This is a genomic window from Streptococcus oralis (genome assembly GCF_001578935.1).
Lineage (GTDB): Bacteria > Bacillota > Bacilli > Lactobacillales > Streptococcaceae > Streptococcus > Streptococcus oralis_R.
Genome location: NZ_KQ969522.1, coordinates 19,592 through 34,635 on the forward strand (window position 1 = coordinate 19,592; position 15,044 = coordinate 34,635).

The 15,044-nt window shown below is 42.7% G+C and carries 20 protein-coding genes; 4 read left to right on the plus strand and 16 right to left on the minus strand.

Annotated features, from left to right (window positions below; translation table 11 throughout):
- Nucleotides 1-15: 15 nt before the first annotated feature.
- The gene (locus SORDD15_RS06535; RefSeq protein WP_061415761.1) at nt 16-411 is read right to left on the minus strand and encodes a helix-hairpin-helix domain-containing protein; all 396 of its coding nucleotides are present in this window, start codon (nt 409-411) and stop codon (nt 16-18) included.
- A gap of 218 nt (nt 412-629) precedes the next feature.
- Between SORDD15_RS06535 and SORDD15_RS06540 the strand changes: the two genes are divergently transcribed.
- Complete coding sequence (locus tag SORDD15_RS06540; RefSeq protein ID WP_001058555.1) at nt 630-935, plus strand: DUF898 family protein; 306 nt, start codon at nt 630-632, stop codon at nt 933-935.
- A gap of 42 nt (nt 936-977) precedes the next feature.
- Here the strand turns inward: SORDD15_RS06540 and SORDD15_RS06545 are convergent, their stop codons facing one another.
- The 15 genes from SORDD15_RS06545 to SORDD15_RS06615 all read right to left on the minus strand — a co-directional run bounded on the left by SORDD15_RS06545 (nt 978) and on the right by SORDD15_RS06615 (nt 13,538).
- Nucleotides 978-1,232 carry a DUF1912 family protein gene (locus tag SORDD15_RS06545; protein ID WP_000119707.1) on the minus strand — a complete coding sequence of 85 codons (255 nt, stop codon included), beginning with the start codon at nt 1,230-1,232 and terminating at the stop codon, nt 978-980.
- A gap of 9 nt (nt 1,233-1,241) precedes the next feature.
- The gene (locus SORDD15_RS06550) at nt 1,242-2,576 is read right to left on the minus strand and encodes a DUF438 domain-containing protein (protein ID WP_061415762.1); all 1,335 of its coding nucleotides are present in this window, start codon (nt 2,574-2,576) and stop codon (nt 1,242-1,244) included.
- On the minus strand, nt 2,576-2,809 hold the full coding sequence (locus SORDD15_RS06555) for a DUF1858 domain-containing protein (protein WP_000368739.1): 234 nt from the start codon (nt 2,807-2,809) through the stop codon (nt 2,576-2,578). The genes SORDD15_RS06550 and SORDD15_RS06555 overlap by 1 nt, the downstream gene beginning before the upstream one ends.
- Nucleotides 2,810-3,350: 541 nt before the next feature.
- Nucleotides 3,351-3,533 (minus strand): hypothetical protein, encoded by a 183-nt coding sequence (locus SORDD15_RS06560; protein WP_061415764.1) that lies wholly within the window; start codon nt 3,531-3,533, stop codon nt 3,351-3,353.
- Between the two features lies 1 nt (nt 3,534).
- Entirely contained in the window at nt 3,535-4,314 is a 780-nt protein-coding gene (locus SORDD15_RS06565) for a hypothetical protein (protein ID WP_061415766.1), read from the minus strand.
- Between the two features lie 176 nt (nt 4,315-4,490).
- The gene (gene rbfA, locus SORDD15_RS06570; protein WP_001273601.1) at nt 4,491-4,841 is read right to left on the minus strand and encodes a 30S ribosome-binding factor RbfA; all 351 of its coding nucleotides are present in this window, start codon (nt 4,839-4,841) and stop codon (nt 4,491-4,493) included.
- A 250-nt stretch (nt 4,842-5,091) separates the two neighbouring features.
- Nucleotides 5,092-7,878 carry a translation initiation factor IF-2 gene (infB, locus tag SORDD15_RS06575; protein WP_061415768.1) on the minus strand — a complete coding sequence of 929 codons (2,787 nt, stop codon included), beginning with the start codon at nt 7,876-7,878 and terminating at the stop codon, nt 5,092-5,094.
- A gap of 16 nt (nt 7,879-7,894) precedes the next feature.
- Nucleotides 7,895-8,194 (minus strand): YlxQ-related RNA-binding protein, encoded by a 300-nt coding sequence (locus SORDD15_RS06580; RefSeq protein WP_061415770.1) that lies wholly within the window; start codon nt 8,192-8,194, stop codon nt 7,895-7,897.
- The gene (gene rnpM / locus SORDD15_RS06585; protein WP_000857560.1) at nt 8,187-8,480 is read right to left on the minus strand and encodes an RNase P modulator RnpM; all 294 of its coding nucleotides are present in this window, start codon (nt 8,478-8,480) and stop codon (nt 8,187-8,189) included. Before rnpM ends, SORDD15_RS06580 begins: the two co-directional genes overlap by 8 nt.
- 21 nt (nt 8,481-8,501) lie before the next feature.
- Nucleotides 8,502-9,638, minus strand: coding sequence for a transcription termination factor NusA (gene nusA / locus SORDD15_RS06590; protein WP_061415772.1), 1,137 nt, complete (start codon nt 9,636-9,638; stop codon nt 8,502-8,504).
- A 42-nt stretch (nt 9,639-9,680) separates the two neighbouring features.
- Nucleotides 9,681-10,160 carry a ribosome maturation factor RimP gene (gene rimP, locus SORDD15_RS06595; protein ID WP_081102390.1) on the minus strand — a complete coding sequence of 160 codons (480 nt, stop codon included), beginning with the start codon at nt 10,158-10,160 and terminating at the stop codon, nt 9,681-9,683.
- Nucleotides 10,161-10,286: 126 nt separating this feature from the next.
- Nucleotides 10,287-10,922 carry a tRNA (guanosine(46)-N7)-methyltransferase TrmB gene (gene trmB / locus SORDD15_RS06600; protein ID WP_061415776.1) on the minus strand — a complete coding sequence of 212 codons (636 nt, stop codon included), beginning with the start codon at nt 10,920-10,922 and terminating at the stop codon, nt 10,287-10,289.
- Nucleotides 10,919-11,713, minus strand: coding sequence for a cell cycle regulator CcrZ (gene ccrZ / locus SORDD15_RS06605; protein ID WP_000363019.1), 795 nt, complete (start codon nt 11,711-11,713; stop codon nt 10,919-10,921). Before ccrZ ends, trmB begins: the two co-directional genes overlap by 4 nt.
- A gap of 47 nt (nt 11,714-11,760) precedes the next feature.
- Nucleotides 11,761-12,810 carry an ABC transporter permease gene (locus SORDD15_RS06610; RefSeq protein WP_061415778.1) on the minus strand — a complete coding sequence of 350 codons (1,050 nt, stop codon included), beginning with the start codon at nt 12,808-12,810 and terminating at the stop codon, nt 11,761-11,763.
- Nucleotides 12,807-13,538 (minus strand): ABC transporter ATP-binding protein, encoded by a 732-nt coding sequence (locus SORDD15_RS06615; RefSeq protein ID WP_061415780.1) that lies wholly within the window; start codon nt 13,536-13,538, stop codon nt 12,807-12,809. Before SORDD15_RS06615 ends, SORDD15_RS06610 begins: the two co-directional genes overlap by 4 nt.
- Before the next feature lie 67 nt (nt 13,539-13,605).
- On the opposite strand from SORDD15_RS06615, the gene SORDD15_RS06620 reads away from it, so the two are divergent.
- The 3 genes from SORDD15_RS06620 (at nt 13,606) to SORDD15_RS06630 (ending at nt 15,027) form a co-directional block, all read left to right on the plus strand.
- Entirely contained in the window at nt 13,606-14,016 is a 411-nt protein-coding gene (locus tag SORDD15_RS06620) for an HIT family protein (protein WP_061415781.1), read from the plus strand.
- Between the two features lie 9 nt (nt 14,017-14,025).
- The gene (locus tag SORDD15_RS06625) at nt 14,026-14,304 is read left to right on the plus strand and encodes a hypothetical protein (RefSeq protein ID WP_000777740.1); all 279 of its coding nucleotides are present in this window, start codon (nt 14,026-14,028) and stop codon (nt 14,302-14,304) included.
- A gap of 63 nt (nt 14,305-14,367) precedes the next feature.
- Nucleotides 14,368-15,027, plus strand: a complete 660-nt coding sequence (locus SORDD15_RS06630; RefSeq protein WP_061415783.1) for a hypothetical protein — start codon at nt 14,368-14,370, stop codon at nt 15,025-15,027.
- Nucleotides 15,028-15,044: the final 17 nt, after the last annotated feature.

Genomic DNA, 15,044 nt, shown 5'->3' on the forward strand with positions numbered 1-15,044 from the left:
AAGGGACAAGAAAGATTACTTGAAGCTGATTCCGTGCTCTTTTAATTTCTTAATGGTAGCTGGGCCGATTCCTTTCAAGGCAAGGAGTTCTTTTTCTGTCCAATTTTTGAAATCAGCAGCAGACTTGATTCCTTCATCGTAGAAAGTCTTGGCACGGTCGACTGAAAGTCCACCTAGGTTGGCTGCGAATTCTTCTACGGAGTTTGTAACCTTTTGAGCTTGTTCCTTAGTCGCTTCTACTGCTTGTTCCACTTTTTTAGAGACAACTTTTCCTGCTTCGCTGGCAGACTTTTCTGCGTGTTTCACGACTTTCTTGGTCTCTTCGACAACTTTGGTCACCGTACTTGAAAATGCACCTGAGCGACGAAGGCTATTTCGCAATTGTTTTTTACGTTGGAGTTTCTTTGACATGATAAAATCCTTTCAATAAAAAATCCCTGCTCTGACAAGGATTTAATAAAGATATTCTATCAAGATTTTGGGAAAAAATCAAGAAAGGAAATAAGATTCCCCTTAAAAATCTAGCCGTTTTTTCCTTTCAAACTAATTTGACAATAATTCGACTTTTTGATAAAATATGCAGTAATGTGCAAGACTGATTCACGTAAAAAGCTGATAAGGAGAACAATATGAATAACGAAAGTTACTTTGATGGTGGTCTTTTGAGCTACGTTGGACATGCTATCCTAGCCATGCTTATCATGGGATTTACTGTTGGAATCGCTACACCATGGGCAGTTTGTATGATGCAAAACTGGAAGGTTAAGCACACTGTCATCGATGGGCGTCGCCTCTATTTTGACGGAACAGGTTCTCAATTATTCGGGAACTGGATCAAGTGGTTCTTGCTCACCATCATCACCTTGGGCATCTATTCATTCTGGTTGCATATCAAAATGGAACAATGGATCACCAAACACACACATCACGTATAAACAGAAAAAGTGCGTTCATACGCACTTTTTGATTTGTAACGATTAGTAGTTTCTCTCGCCAAACAATCCTTCTGGTAAATCATGGAATCCCTTGCCTGCCTTGAAATTTTCAAACTTACCAAGCAAGAACTGGTAGGCATCCAAACGGCTCTCGTAGCGAATCATGGCATCTTTGGCACGCTCGTCTTGATCTTCCTCGTAGACTTTTTGACTTTCCTTGTGCGCCATGTCGTTGATCATAATCTGGGTATTAACCCAAGCTTCAAATTCCTTCATAAATTCCTGTTCGTAACTCATTGATTCTCCTTATTCTAATCTACGGAAGTAGTCCGTATCAATCTCACGGTAGGGCTGGATATCCTGAACATACTCTAGCACGCCTTGGAATTCCCCGTTTTCATCGTGTACCGCGGCATAGGTGATGTGGACAAACTTGCCTCGCGACTCTGACTTGAACCACATCTCGTACTTGTCCTTGACCCCTTCACGAAGACCTTTCATAACGGCCTTCACCTTATCTAGGTACTTGGGCGGATGGCAGAGTTCTACATTACGCCCGATTTGGGACGGTGTCCGTTTGAAAATCATCTCATCAGCTGGCGTTTTGTCATTGTAGTACTGGAAAATGTCGCCTTTATTGACAAAGGTAATCTCCATAGGGAGATGATTGAGGATGAGGTTGGCCTGCTCGACGGAGAGATAGCCATTGCCAAAAGCCTGTTGACTATGACGGTCCAGCACCGCTTCCTTTTCCTTAGGGGTAAAGGTGATGGTGAACTGGCCTTCTGGTGTATCGATAACTTGCTGAACTTGACCTTCAGCCGTGTCTAGTTGCACGGGATCCTCTGCACTCTTTTCCTCAACGAAACTCTGTCGTTCTGGCACCCATTTCTCAGACGGACGGATGATGGCATAGCCATAAGCATCACTCTCCTCCGCAATCTGAATCCAGTCATCCTGAGTAAAGGACTCAAGAAGAATCATGAGAAGGATAGACTCTTCCTTGAAAATCATACTTTCAAACTCTGTCGCAAAAGCTTCGAAAGTTTCCTTTACACTGCTAATCGACACTTCTGGTAATGCCTTAGCCGTCTCTAGAGCTGTTTGAAAGAGTTCTCTGATCTGATCATCCACTCCCCACATGACTTTAGGGGGTGAATCGTGACCATAACGCTCCATGATGGGAAAAAAGAGCTCTTCCTTGCGCTGGTAGTGAACATCAAATTGCCCCAAAAGTCCCATTTGACGAACCAAACCCTTGCGCATCTCTGCCAGCATTTCCTCGTCTTCCATAGACTCATAGGTATCTAACAACCTCCGAATGCGAATCAAAGCTGCACGGAGAGCCAGATTTTCATCCTTGAAGACGCGAACTGGGTGACCTGGGTGCTCGGTATCCTCTACTTCGACGCCCTTAACAGCGTTTTTAAAAAGATTGGCATGGACATCGCAGAGTTCCATGACATCTTCAAAGGTAACTCCTGAGTCTGAGTTCATCAGCTCGTGCTCCATGAGGGAAATCTCGATAGCTGAAACACCCGTAAAGGTCGCATCAAAACGCTCCTGAACCGACTCAGGAGAGGCACCATTATGCAATTCTAACAAAATATCCCGTAGGATATGAATCCGTTCATCTGCCATTAGTCTAATCCAATCACTTCGTAACCATTCGCTTCCAGTGTGCGGACAATCTTGTCCATAGGCGTTCCTTCAAGTTTAGAACCCTGCTTAAGCGATACTTTGCGACCGACAGTGTTGCGCATCAAGGGATTAGCAAGTGGTTTAAAACCTAGCTCCACTAGGATTTCCAAGACTTCTGGATGCTTGTCCACCACTTCTGCAACGGGAATTGACACATCAATGATATTGTCCATGACGACCTCCATGTATGTTCTAATACTCTTCAAAAATCTCTTCAAACCACGTCAGCGTCGCCTTACCGTATATATGTTACTGACTTCGCCAGTTTCATCTACAACCTCAAAACACTGTTTTGAGCAACCTACGGCTAGCTTCCTAGTTTGCTCTTTGATTTTCATTGAGTATAAAATGATTTTACTGCTTATATTATACCATATGGGAAGAGATTAAAAAACTAGCAGTGGAATTCCTGCTAGTTTCTTTCATTTGCCTTGGAGTAACCTCTTTGGAGGTGAAATCTCTGCACCAGTAGTGATTTAAGTTTCGTACAAATTGCTATTTCTTTGCAATAAGGTTTATTAATTGATGAAAACGAAATAGCCCTTAACTATATGCCTACATAGTTTTATAATATCTTAAATATCCAATCAATAATTTTGAAAACAGCTTTATAAAAAATTATTTGAAAGAAAAATTTTAGAATTTCCCAAAATAGCCTAATAAGACCTAAAATTGGTTTTATAAAAAGTAAAACAAAAATACTCAAAAAGATTTTCATTCTTTATCCTCTGGTTTTGCGAGCCACTGGGCTACATCCATCAGCTTGTCAGCAAGCAGTACTTTCCCGGAACCTACTAGAGCATTGTCATCTTTTTTCATGTTCTTCAGAACTTTGACGCTTTGCATCACGAAAAAGTAATTCCCATAAGTTTTAGCTAGAGTTTTTATAAGTCCCATATTACTCTCCTTCGATGATTTCGACCTCTTTTCGGATAGTATCAACGTCTCTTTGATATTGCACTTCATTGTAGTTGACTAGCTTGGACAATTCCTGTTGCAATCTTTCTCCCATCGGTTTCATGGTCGCAAAGGTTAGGCCACCAGAAATGACTCCACCTAGGATAGGAATCACTTTCCCCATTCCTTTGGCTAAACCTCCTTTTGTCAAGTTGACTCCAAAAATTTTCAAAACTTTTTTCAAAATCGGATACCAAAGGGTCTTTGTCAAGGCTTTCTGGGGAACTGTTTTCATCACTTGCTTAGCAACCGCAACACCTCCTGCTCGAAGCAATGCAGCTGTACCATTTACCCCCAGCATTACACCGAGATACAGCAAGAGCGTGTTTTGAGCATCTTCACTCAATTCATCACGAGAAGCCCAAAGGTCATCGTAACCGTAAATATATCCCAATTCTTGAGCTAATTTCAATGAAAAAGCATAAAACTGGGCTACATCCGCTGGTATGGTAATTGCCATAGCCAGTCCTCCAGGTAGACCTGCTAAAACCGATGTCCCACTAGCCAGCAAGACATTATCCATAATACAAGCATTTGCAACTCTATCCAAAGTTTCCTGTGGTAGTAAACTAGATGGACCCTGTTCCAATAATGTTGTAATATCCTTCGGATCTAATTCTTTAGAAAACTTATCCACTAAAAATTTTGATCGTTCAACCTTTACAACCGGTAATTTCACCACTTGTTGCAATACTTGCATAGCTACATCTTGTTCAGCCATTTCTATCTCCCTATTTCTTTTTTCGCATCTTATCATATCATATTCCCTATAAAAAAAAAAGCACTTTCTGCTTGGATTTCATTTTAAATAGAGAATTTCGCTTATCATGTATCTTCTTCCATTATCTTTCATGTTGATCATTTTCAACCACCAAAAAAGAGGGTCCCCCCTCTTTCTTAATTCTTATCCAGATTGCGTAGCATCTCGTCAATCTTATTTCCATATTCAATGGACTCATCTTTGACGAAGGTCAAATCTGGGATTTTGTACAATTTCAAATTGCGACCAAGTTCACGTTTGATGGTACCAGTTGCTTTTTCAAGCCCGATTTGAGCTTTTTGGTTATCTGAAGCAAGGTTACTCAAAATGGTGTAGTAAACCTTGGCAACAGACAAGTCACCCAGCATCTGAACATCTGTAATGGTCACACCTTGGACACGCGGATCACGGACTTTCTTTTGCAAAATCTCATTGACTTCACGCTTGATTTCCATGCCCACACGATCCGTACGAAAATGATTTGCCATGATATTCCTTTCTCTACTTTGAACCAAAAGCTAGGCCAGCAGACCTAGCTATTTTTAAACTTTTTGATTTTCAGTTCAAATTGAAACGAAGTTCAATTTGAACTCATTCGCTTCTTTCGCCGTGGTGAAAGTGATGGAACTGATTTATCAGTCCCATCACAGGGGATTTTTGAGACTCTAGGCTCAAAAATAAGCAATGAAACCATCGGTTTGCTTGCGTCCCTCACCACCTAAGAAAGGAGCAAAAATCTTAACGTTTGATTTCTTCCATGACATACGCCTCAATCACATCATCCATCTTGATATCATTGTAGCCATCAATCATCAATCCACCTTCACGACCGTTAGTAACTTCTTTCACGTCGTCTTTGTAGTGTTTCAAGCTTGCGAGTTCGCCGTCATAGATAACAACACCGTCACGGATAACACGGACTTTAGAGTCACGGGTAACTTTACCACTCGTAACCATGAATCCACCAATAGTTCCCACTTTAGATACCTTGAAGGTTTCACGGATGATTGCTTCACCGATAACTTTTTCTTCAAATTCTGGGTCAAGCATCCCTTTCATGGCTTCTTCCATCTCTTCGATAACCTTGTAGATAATGCTGTGGAGACGGATTTCTACATCGTCAGCTTCAGCTTGTTGACGAGCTTGTGGTGTAGGGCGTACGTTGAAACCAACGATAAAGGCATTAGAAGCTTCCGCAAGAGTCACGTCAGATTCATTGATGGCACCGACTGCTGAGTGAACGATGGTCACTTTGACACCTTCTACATCAATCTTTTGAAGTGAGGCAGAAAGAGCTTCAACCGAACCTTGTACGTCTGCCTTGATGATAACGTTAACTGACTTAAGCTCACCAGCTTTAAGGGTATCAAAGAGGTTTTCAAGGCTGACACGTTGGGTAGCTTGGCGCTGTTTCATGAGGGCACGTTTCGCACGCTCTTCACCTGCTGCACGAGCAGATTTTTCATCTTCGTAAACGGCAAAGTGGTCACCCGCCATTGGTGCTTCGTTCAATCCTGTGATAGATACTGGTGTTGATGGTCCAGCAACCTTAACACGACGACCAAGGTCATTGGTCATGGCACGGACACGACCGAAGGTATTTCCGACAACGATTGGATCTTGGACATTCAAGGTACCTTGTTGAACAAGAAGGGTTGCGACCGCACCTTTTCCTTTATCCAAGCGCGCTTCGATAACGGTACCGATCGCACGAACTGTTGGGTCTGCCTTGAGTTCTTGGATTTCAGCCACAAGAAGGACTGTTTCCAAGAGTTCATCGATATTTTGGTTAAATTTAGCTGAGATTTCAACAAATTCAGAATCTCCACCCCAAGCAGTTGACATAACACCGTGTTCAGCCAATTCACCGATAACGCGTTCTGGGTTGGCACCTGGTTTATCAATCTTGTTGATGGCTACGATAATTGGAACGTTCGCTGCTTTTGAGTGGTTGATGGCTTCGATAGTCTGAGGCATAACCCCGTCATCTGCCGCTACGACCAAGATGGTAATATCGGTAACAGATGCACCACGCGCACGCATAGATGTAAAGGCCGCGTGTCCTGGCGTATCAAGGAAGGTAATCTTCTTGCCATTTTCCACGATTTGGTAGGCACCGATATGCTGAGTGATACCACCCGCTTCACCTGTCGCAACACGAGAATTACGAAGGGTATCCAAGAGGGTTGTTTTACCATGGTCAACGTGTCCCATGATGGTTACAACTGGTGGACGCTCAACCAATTCATCTTCGTTGAGATACCCATCTTCGACGAAGAAACGTTCGATGTCGGCATTGTCCACTTCAACCTTTTGTTTGGCTTCGATACCATAATCCACCATGAGGAGCTCAATTGTTTCCCCATCCAAGGATTGGTTTTGTGTGGCCATGACACCCATCATAAAGAGTTTCTTAACGATTTCAGCTGGTTCACGTTTGATACGTTTTGCGATTTCCGCAACAGTCATACCATCTGTATACTCAAATTCTGTTGGCAATTCGTGGAACTTACGCTCTGTAACAGGTTTTGGAGTCTGGTTACGGTTGTTTTGCTTGTTCCCTTTTTTATTTTTCTTGTTGTTATTCCAGTTACTATTTCTTTGATTTCTCACTTGATTCTGACTACTTCGATTCTTTTGTTGTTTTCTAGGACCATCTTCTTCGTGATCATAATCGTCACGTTCTTTGTCTGGTCGAGCTTGTTTTTTACGACGTGTATCCACTGGCGCTTCTTTCGCTACAGGAGCTACTGTTACGGCTGGCTGCGTTTGTTCAGCTAGCTTAGCAGCTTCTTCAAAGATTTCCTCTGGTTCCTTGCGTTTGTTAGCTTGAGCCAAGGCTTCTTTGGCAGCTTGCGATTGTTTGAAGCGCTCCTCGCTTGAGCGTGCGTACTCTGCATTTTGCTCTGCTTTTAGGGCTGCTGCACGGGCTTTAAAGTCAACACGTGGACCAGCTTGTTTTGGCTGGAAGTCTTGTTGCTGACGTCGATCATTGCCACGATTCCCTTGACCTTGTGGTTTTTTCCCTTGGTCGTTAAATCGGCGATTGTCGCGGTTTCCTTGACCAGGTTTGCCACCATTACGGCCGTCGTTTTTCTGACGGTTGCCGTTTTGTTGTTGGTCACGGTTGTTGCCCTTGTTTTGTTTGCGTCGCTCTGCCTGCTCTTTGGCACGCGCCTCACGCTCCGCCTTGAAGTTTCGACTTTGTGGTCTTGCGGCCACTACTTTTTCTTCCTTAGGAGCTGCAGGTGCAACTGGTTTACTTTCTTCCTTAGCGGCAGCTGGTTTAGCTGATGCAGACTTTTCCGCTTTCTTTTCTACACTTGCTTTTGGTGTCGCAGGTTTTGCTTCTGTCTTAGGAGCAGGTGCAGGTTTAAAGCTAGCTGCGATTTGTTCAGCAGCAGCAGCTTCCACGCTCGATGAGTGGCTTTTCACATCCAAGCCCAACTCTTTTGCACGCGCTACAACTTCTTTACTTTCTTTTCCAAGTTCTTTTGCGATTTCGTACAATCTTTTCTTAGACAAATCATGTCCTCCTCTTCTATTCCATAAGAGACCTCATTTTCTTTGTAAATCCAGCATCTGTCACAGCCAAAACCTTTCTCGATTTTCCGACTGCTATGCTTAATTCCAGTGTTGAAAACACGGTTATAACTTCTACTTGATAATAGTCACTTTTATCTTGAATCTTCTTGGTCAGATTAGGACCAGCATCATGGGCTAGAAAGACTAACTTGGCTTTCTGGTCTTGGATGGCTTTGACCACCAATTCCTCACCTGATATGATCCGGCATGCTCGTTGAGCAAGTCCCAAGAGATTGCTTATCTTTTGCTTATTCAAGTCCTAACTCTCTTCTTTTTACTTTGTGATCCACATAAGCGATCAACTCGTCATAAAAGCTTTCTTCCACTTCCATGTTAAAGCTGCGGTTAAAGACTTTCTTCTTTTTTGCCTCTAGGGCTTCTGCATTGTCTAGCTTGATATAAGCGCCACGGCCATTGGCCTTGCCTGTCGGATCGATAAAGACTTGCCCTTCTTTGTTCTTGACAATGCGGAGCAAATCACGTTTATCAATCACTTCGTTGGATACAACAGACTTGCGCAAAGGGATTTTTCTTGTTTTCATCTTTCCCTCCTCTAGCAGCTTTTATTCTTCAATCAATTCGTCCGCAGCTGCGTAATCCACTTGACCTGCTTCTTCCATAGCTTCAAATTCACTGGCAGACTTGATATCGATACGGTAACCCGTCAAGTGAGCTGCCAAGCGAACGTTTTGTCCACGACGACCGATCGCAAGAGAAAGCTTGTTATCAGGTACAACGACCAAGGCACGTTTGCTGTCGTTTTCATCAAAGATAACTTGGTCAACCTCTGCAGGTGCGATAGCATTGTAGATAAACTCAGCTGGATCTGCTACCCACTCGATAACGTCGATGTTTTCTTCGACAGGAATCATACGATCACTCTTGGCATCGTAACGAGCAGGGTGGAATTTGCTGGTGATTTTCTTGATATTAACACCACCACGTCCAACGATTGTCCCGATAGCGTCCACGTTTGGATTGTGGCTACGAACGGCAACTTTCGTACGGTCACCAGCTTCGCGAGCTACGCTCATGATTTCAACAGTTCCATCATACACTTCTGGAATTTCTTGCTCCATCAAGCGTTTGATCATTTCTGGATGACTACGGCTAACAAAGACGTTGACGCCACGAGGGTTGTCTTCAACCTTGTAAACGTAGACTTCGATACGATCATGGGAAGCAAACACTTCTCCAGGGATTTGGTCTTGTTTTGACAATTGGGCTTCGATACTGCCAAGGTTGACGTAGATAAAGCGATTATCAAATCGTTCTACAGTACCAGACATGATTTCTTGTTCATGTTCTTTATAAGTATTGTAGGTGATGGCACGTGTTTGCTTGCGCATTTTTTCCATGATGGTTTGTTTAGCAGATTGGGCTGCTACACGACCAAACTCAGCTGGTGCTTCTTCAAACTTGATCTTGTCACCAAGCTCATAGGCTGAATTAATGGCAAGGGCATCTTTCAAGCTGATTTCCAAACGGCTATCAAATACTTCATCAACAACTTCACGGACAGTATAAACTGTAAAGTCACCTGTTTTTTCATTGAAGTCAATAGCTACGCTGTCTGATTGACCATAGCGTCTGCGATAAGCGGAACGAAGCGACTCTACTACTGCGTCGATGATGTCTTCTTTTTTGATTCCCTTGTCTTCTTCCAAAATGCGGAAGGCCTCTAGCATTTCTTTACTCATGTTCTTTTTACTTTTGAATCCTCAAAAGCTATCCTTTCTTTTCTATAGTTTTACTGCTAAACGTGCTTTTGATACTAAACTGTATGGAATTTGGACGGTTTTCTTACGTGTCTTGTCCATATACTCCATAGTCAACTCATCCTCTTCAAAGGATACCAAGGTACCTTCAAAGACTTTTTGTTTATCAATGGCTTGGTAGAGCCCGATATGAATGTATTTCCCAACTGCTCCAGCAACAGCATCCTTAGTTTTCAAAGGACGTTCCAAGCCTGGACTGGTAATTTCTAGGAAATATTGTTCTGGGAAGGGATCAGGCTTGATGGTATCTAGGACAGGACTAATGATTTCTGTTAAGTCTGCCGTGTCGTTCAAGGTAATTCCTTCAGATTTATCTACAAAAATACTGAGAATCATGTCACTGCCAATCTTTCCATACTCGATATCCACGAGCTCGAAAGGCGCTTCTATGACAGGTTCTACAACTTCTCTGACTAATTCTACGATTGTTGCGATTGCGTCCACCTCCTCATAAGCAAGAGGCGAAGATATTTCCCCGCCTCTCTTTCTCATATTCTTACTATCAGTATAGCACGTTTGTCAATTTATGTAAAGCATTAGCACTCAAACAGCTGGTTTTCAAGCTATTTCTTAAAATTCTGCCTCAACTCGGTAGATCACTTGACCTTTGCTGGAGAATTTTTGCTCATACTCTGTCATGACATTGCCTTCAAAATCACTGGCATGTAAGTCTAGCCAGACACCATTGAGCTTCATCCCATACTGAGAAAAGCTCACCAGGCTGTACTCAAATAAGCCACGGTTATCTGTCTTGAAATGGATTTCCCCATTCTCAGGTAAGATGCGCTTGAAGGTATCCAAGAAACTCTTGTAAGTCAAACGACGTTTTTCATGGCGTTTTTTAGGCCAGGGATCTGAAAAGTTCAGATACAAGCGATTAATCTCACCATCTTCAAAGTAGTCTGTCAAATCAGAACCATCCACCCACAAGAGCTTGATATTAGGCACTCCAACTTCAAGCACCTTGTCCAAAGCATAACTCAAAACAGACTTTTGAATGTCAATCCCGATGTAGTTGATGTCAGGATTTTGCTTGGCCATTCCAGATACGAAGGCCCCTTTCCCACTTCCAACTTCAACATGAATAGGATGATCATTTCCAAACAAGTCTCGCCATTTCCCTTTTGCTTCTAAGGGATTGAGGACCACATACTGGGGATTTGCCTCTAGTAATTCTGTCGCCCCTTTACGATTTCTAACTCTCATCTCTTCTTTCCATACTTGTCACGGAAGACGCGCAAGGCGTAAATCTCCCGGTTTACATTGTCTAAATCTTGATTTTCACAGTATTTGGCAATCTGGTTCAAATAAGAATACTGACCATACCAATACAATTTATCTAACACTGTCTGATTGTACTTATAGCCGTAGTCTCTCAACCATTGACGCCACTGATGATCTGGAATGTAGTGGCATAGCAAATGCGCCACATCAAACATACGATCCGTCAGACGAACCGAATCCCAATCCACTAGATAAACGAGTCCACTCTCTGTCTCAATCCAATTACTATGACGAAGATCCCCGTGCACAATCGTTGCATGGTCTTCCCTAAAACCTGGAACCGTCTTACCTAGCTCAGCAATCACACTGTTCAAATAGTGGTTCTGCTTCAAGATTTCTGGAACTCCTTGCTGCCAAGAACGTAGCAAATCAACTGGTGTTTCCATGGTATATCCCAAACGGCTCAACTGCTTCATCAAAGGACGCGAGCGGTGAAGGCGGTTCAAGATATTGATAATCTGCTTGCGATTCATATCGTAAGGGGTCAAGATTTTGCCCGTCAGCCATTCCTGAGCACACATATCACGGCCATCTGGCAAACGACGAGTCCATAGTAATTGAGGAGCGATTTGTTCTCTGGCTAGGCCAGGTAGGATTGGAGAGGTGTTCATTTTTACAAAGACGCGCTTCCCATCAGGGTAGCTTCCCATATAAGCTTTACCGCTCTTCCCAGGGATAGGGGTCAGCGTTAGCTCATTATCACCCAAGTCCATTTCTTTCCTCCGTATAAAGTTTCCTTACTATTCTACTAGTTTTTGGTCTATTCGTCAACCAATCTTTTTAGTTGGTAAGGCAAATAAAACAATTGTAGGAAGAGACTAGCCCCTACAAGAGCCAACAAGGCTATTTTCTCTTGAAAAACCACTGCTCCGACCAGCAATTCCAGCGAGAGAACTGCACTTCCCACACCAAGCACAATCTGTTTCAATCCTTTCTCTTTCTCCCCTCTTTCTAGTGGAAAGAGCTGGGTCAAGTATTGGTAATCAAAGGCGTGATAAAGGGCTAGCAACTGGAAGATCAAGAGGTAGTTAAATAGAACCACTACTGCCGCCGCAATCCAAGCTTGCTCGATAAAAATTAAAGCCAATAAAGAGAGAAAGAGAAGACGGAGACTAAGGGCAAATAAGTCCCCATTTCGCAAATACGAACGCAGGTAGAGATTCTGCCAAATCTTTCCGGGCACCTTCTGAACGGCCTTTAGGATAAAGTCCAGATAAGCACGACGTTTGACGCTGTTGGAAATTCCCTTAACTTGGGTAAAGAGAGCAAAGAAACGGAGCAAAACTTGCTTGCGTTTGCTTTCTTGGGCAATGACATAATCCCAGTCAACCCCATTTACAGTAAAAAATTTACTGGCTTTTTGACGAAAGAGGAGATATTTCCCAGCTCCCAATAAAAGCACATAGATGAAAAAAACTGGCAAGCCATAGCCCATGGCTAAAAACAAGGGCGCAAATAAAAGCAAGAAAAGGGTTTGGACAAAGAGCCAAAAGACCAGTGAGCGCATCGTCTGCCCTTTGAGGTGAGACTTAACCTCCTCTTCACTGACCAAAAGAAAGAGCTTATCTGGTGCTTCCATGTAGGTTGCGATTCCTCCCCAAGCCAAAAGCAAGGTAGATACTATTACTAAAAACAAAAGGATAGGCCAATGATTTTCAGGAAAATCTTGCAAGAGTTGACTGTACTGGAAGGCTAGAAAGCCCAGCAGGACAAGCAGGAACAAGACAAAGTGGTCATTGAGAACATAACGCAGATAACCGACACACTCCTTACGAAAAGCCTGCTTTCTCTTTAAAAACAAGTCTTTCATAGCTCCTCCTCTTTGGTCAGAGCCAAGTAAATATCATTCAAACTCGCTTCAGGCATGTCAAAGGCTTCACGGAGTTGCTGGAGGTTCCCCTGAGCCCGCACCTCTCCCTTACGGAGAATGACAAAGGCATCACACATCTTTTCTGCTGAGTCTAGCACGTGGGTACTCATGAGAATGGACTTGCCTTTTTTCTTTTCTACTTCTAGAAGCTGAATCAAGTCAGAAATAGCCAGCGGATCGAGCCCAAGAAAAGGTTCATCAACGATGAAAAGACTCGGATCTACGACAAAAGAACAGATAATCATGACCTTCTGCTTCATTCCTTTGGAAAAATGCACAGGAAACCAATCTAATTTTTGATCCAAACGAAACATTTTTAACAAAGATTCTACTCGCTCAAAAGCCGCTTTTTGCTCAATACCATAAGCCATGGCAACCGTCTCGATATGCTCTCTAAGAGTCAATTCCTCATACAAGCTAGGCGTTTCTGGGATGTAGCCAATCTGCTTGCGGTAGCTAGTCGCATCTTCTCGCAGGGTTAAACCATTAATCTTGATTTCCCCACTATAAGGTGTCAGAAGACCGATAATTTCATTGATTGTCGTTGATTTCCCAGCACCATTGAGACCAATCAAACCGACCAACTGCCCACTTTCAACTGTAAAGGACACATCTTTCAAGACAGGAACGTGAACATAGCCTCCTGTCAGGTTTTTAATTTCTAACATATTTTCTCCGAATCTGGTATAATGTAGCTATATTATATCAAAATTCAATACAGTAGAGGTGGATTTTATGTCAGATTGCATTTTTTGTAAGATTATCGCAGGGGAGATTCCTGCTTCAAAAGTATACGAAGATGAGCAAGTTCTTGCCTTTCTTGATATCTCTCAAGTAACACCTGGACACACCCTCATTGTACCAAAAGAGCACTATCGCAATCTTTTAGAAATGGATGCTGCGAGTGCCAGCCAACTCTTCGCCCAAGTGCCAACAGTGGCTCAAAAAGTCATGAAGGCTACCAAGGCTGTCGGCATGAATATCATTGCTAACTGCGAGGAAGTTGCTGGTCAAACAGTCTTTCATACTCACGTGCATCTCGTACCTCGCTACGGTGCAGAAGATGACCTCAAGATTGACTTTATCGCCCACGAACCTGACTTTGACAAACTTGCCCAAGTCTCTGAAACCATTAAAAACGCTTAAGGAGATGCCATGAAACTATCAAATCTACTGCTATTCGCAGGAGCTGCAGCTGGAAGTTATTTTGTCGTGAAAAATCGCCAAGCCATTCAGGATGAAGTGCTAGATACAACTGACCGCGTCGAAGCTATCAAGGATGATTTGGATATCATCCAAAACAGCCTACAAATCATCGACCAACAAAAAGCCCTTATCAAGGAATACCAAAAAGACTTGACCTACAAGTTCAAAGTCTTAGAAAAAGATTTCCAAACCAGAATGGCGGTCCTTCAAGAAGAAAAACAAGAATAAGAAAGCCTCCAACTTTCCTTAAACTCTTTTTTGGATACTAGGTTTGAACAGAAAAAGGAGGCAATGAAAGTGAAACAGTTTTTAAAAGTTCTAGCGAAGGTCATCGCAATCCCTTGTGGCTGTCTCTGCCTGCTTGCAGCCCTAGCATTTCTACTACTTATGAATCTTTTCAAGGCCTCCCCGAGTGACATCCAAAAAGGGAATGACGACTTAAAACAAATCTTTATCTCTCTTGACATGCCTCCTGAGAAAGTCGAATCGGATGGACACTATCAATACGAGGGTGGAGGTTTAAATTTTTATGTTACTTTCCCAGATGAGGTCATCAATAGCCACCCCGTCCTAAAAGAAAGTCCAAAACTCACCAAAAACCGACTCGAAATCTATGTCCTACAGGCGGGAGATATCTCTTACTATAAAGTAGGAGACAACTTGTTCAATCATGGCTTATTCCAATTTTTAGAGGAGGAAAGTGAAAAGTATTTCCAAGAAAAAGGAAAGAAATTTAACCCTAATTACTCACTTCTCTTTTGGAATGATCAGGAAAGTTTTAAAAAGGGAATTTCATTCTATGAAAAAGCTTTGACTTTGGTGGATATTCAGGATAATTCGGCGATCAAACATATCGATACTGTCACTGTGAAACCTGGTAAAGAAGCGGAACTTAAGCAACTCATTCAGGAGATGGATGAGACTGGCTTGCTCACTCAAAAGTATAAATAGTAGACTAGCTGGAGAAT

Excerpts from the sequence above, each read along its gene's own strand:
- SORDD15_RS06545 (WP_000119707.1), bottom strand. The coding sequence starts at position 1,232 with ATGAGTTACGAACAGGAATTTATGAAGGAATTTGAAGCTTGGGTTAAT.
- SORDD15_RS06625 (WP_000777740.1), top strand. The coding sequence starts at position 14,026 with ATGAAACTATCAAATCTACTGCTATTCGCAGGAGCTGCAGCTGGAAGT.
- rbfA (WP_001273601.1), bottom strand. The coding sequence starts at position 4,841 with ATGGCAAATCATTTTCGTACGGATCGTGTGGGCATGGAAATCAAGCGT.
- SORDD15_RS06620 (WP_061415781.1), top strand. The coding sequence starts at position 13,606 with ATGTCAGATTGCATTTTTTGTAAGATTATCGCAGGGGAGATTCCTGCT.
- rnpM (WP_000857560.1), bottom strand. The coding sequence starts at position 8,480 with ATGAAAACAAGAAAAATCCCTTTGCGCAAGTCTGTTGTATCCAACGAA.
- nusA (WP_061415772.1), bottom strand. The coding sequence starts at position 9,638 with ATGAGTAAAGAAATGCTAGAGGCCTTCCGCATTTTGGAAGAAGACAAG.
- ccrZ (WP_000363019.1), bottom strand. The coding sequence starts at position 11,713 with ATGGACTTGGGTGATAATGAGCTAACGCTGACCCCTATCCCTGGGAAG.
- SORDD15_RS06610 (WP_061415778.1), bottom strand. The coding sequence starts at position 12,810 with ATGAAAGACTTGTTTTTAAAGAGAAAGCAGGCTTTTCGTAAGGAGTGT.
- SORDD15_RS06560 (WP_061415764.1), bottom strand. The coding sequence starts at position 3,533 with ATGGGACTTATAAAAACTCTAGCTAAAACTTATGGGAATTACTTTTTC.
- trmB (WP_061415776.1), bottom strand. The coding sequence starts at position 10,922 with ATGAGAGTTAGAAATCGTAAAGGGGCGACAGAATTACTAGAGGCAAAT.
- SORDD15_RS06555 (WP_000368739.1), bottom strand. The coding sequence starts at position 2,809 with ATGGACAATATCATTGATGTGTCAATTCCCGTTGCAGAAGTGGTGGAC.
- SORDD15_RS06550 (WP_061415762.1), bottom strand. The coding sequence starts at position 2,576 with ATGGCAGATGAACGGATTCATATCCTACGGGATATTTTGTTAGAATTG.
- SORDD15_RS06565 (WP_061415766.1), bottom strand. The coding sequence starts at position 4,314 with ATGGCTGAACAAGATGTAGCTATGCAAGTATTGCAACAAGTGGTGAAA.
- SORDD15_RS06615 (WP_061415780.1), bottom strand. The coding sequence starts at position 13,538 with ATGTTAGAAATTAAAAACCTGACAGGAGGCTATGTTCACGTTCCTGTC.
- SORDD15_RS06540 (WP_001058555.1), top strand. The coding sequence starts at position 630 with ATGAATAACGAAAGTTACTTTGATGGTGGTCTTTTGAGCTACGTTGGA.
- SORDD15_RS06630 (WP_061415783.1), top strand. The coding sequence starts at position 14,368 with ATGAAAGTGAAACAGTTTTTAAAAGTTCTAGCGAAGGTCATCGCAATC.
- SORDD15_RS06535 (WP_061415761.1), bottom strand. The coding sequence starts at position 411 with ATGTCAAAGAAACTCCAACGTAAAAAACAATTGCGAAATAGCCTTCGT.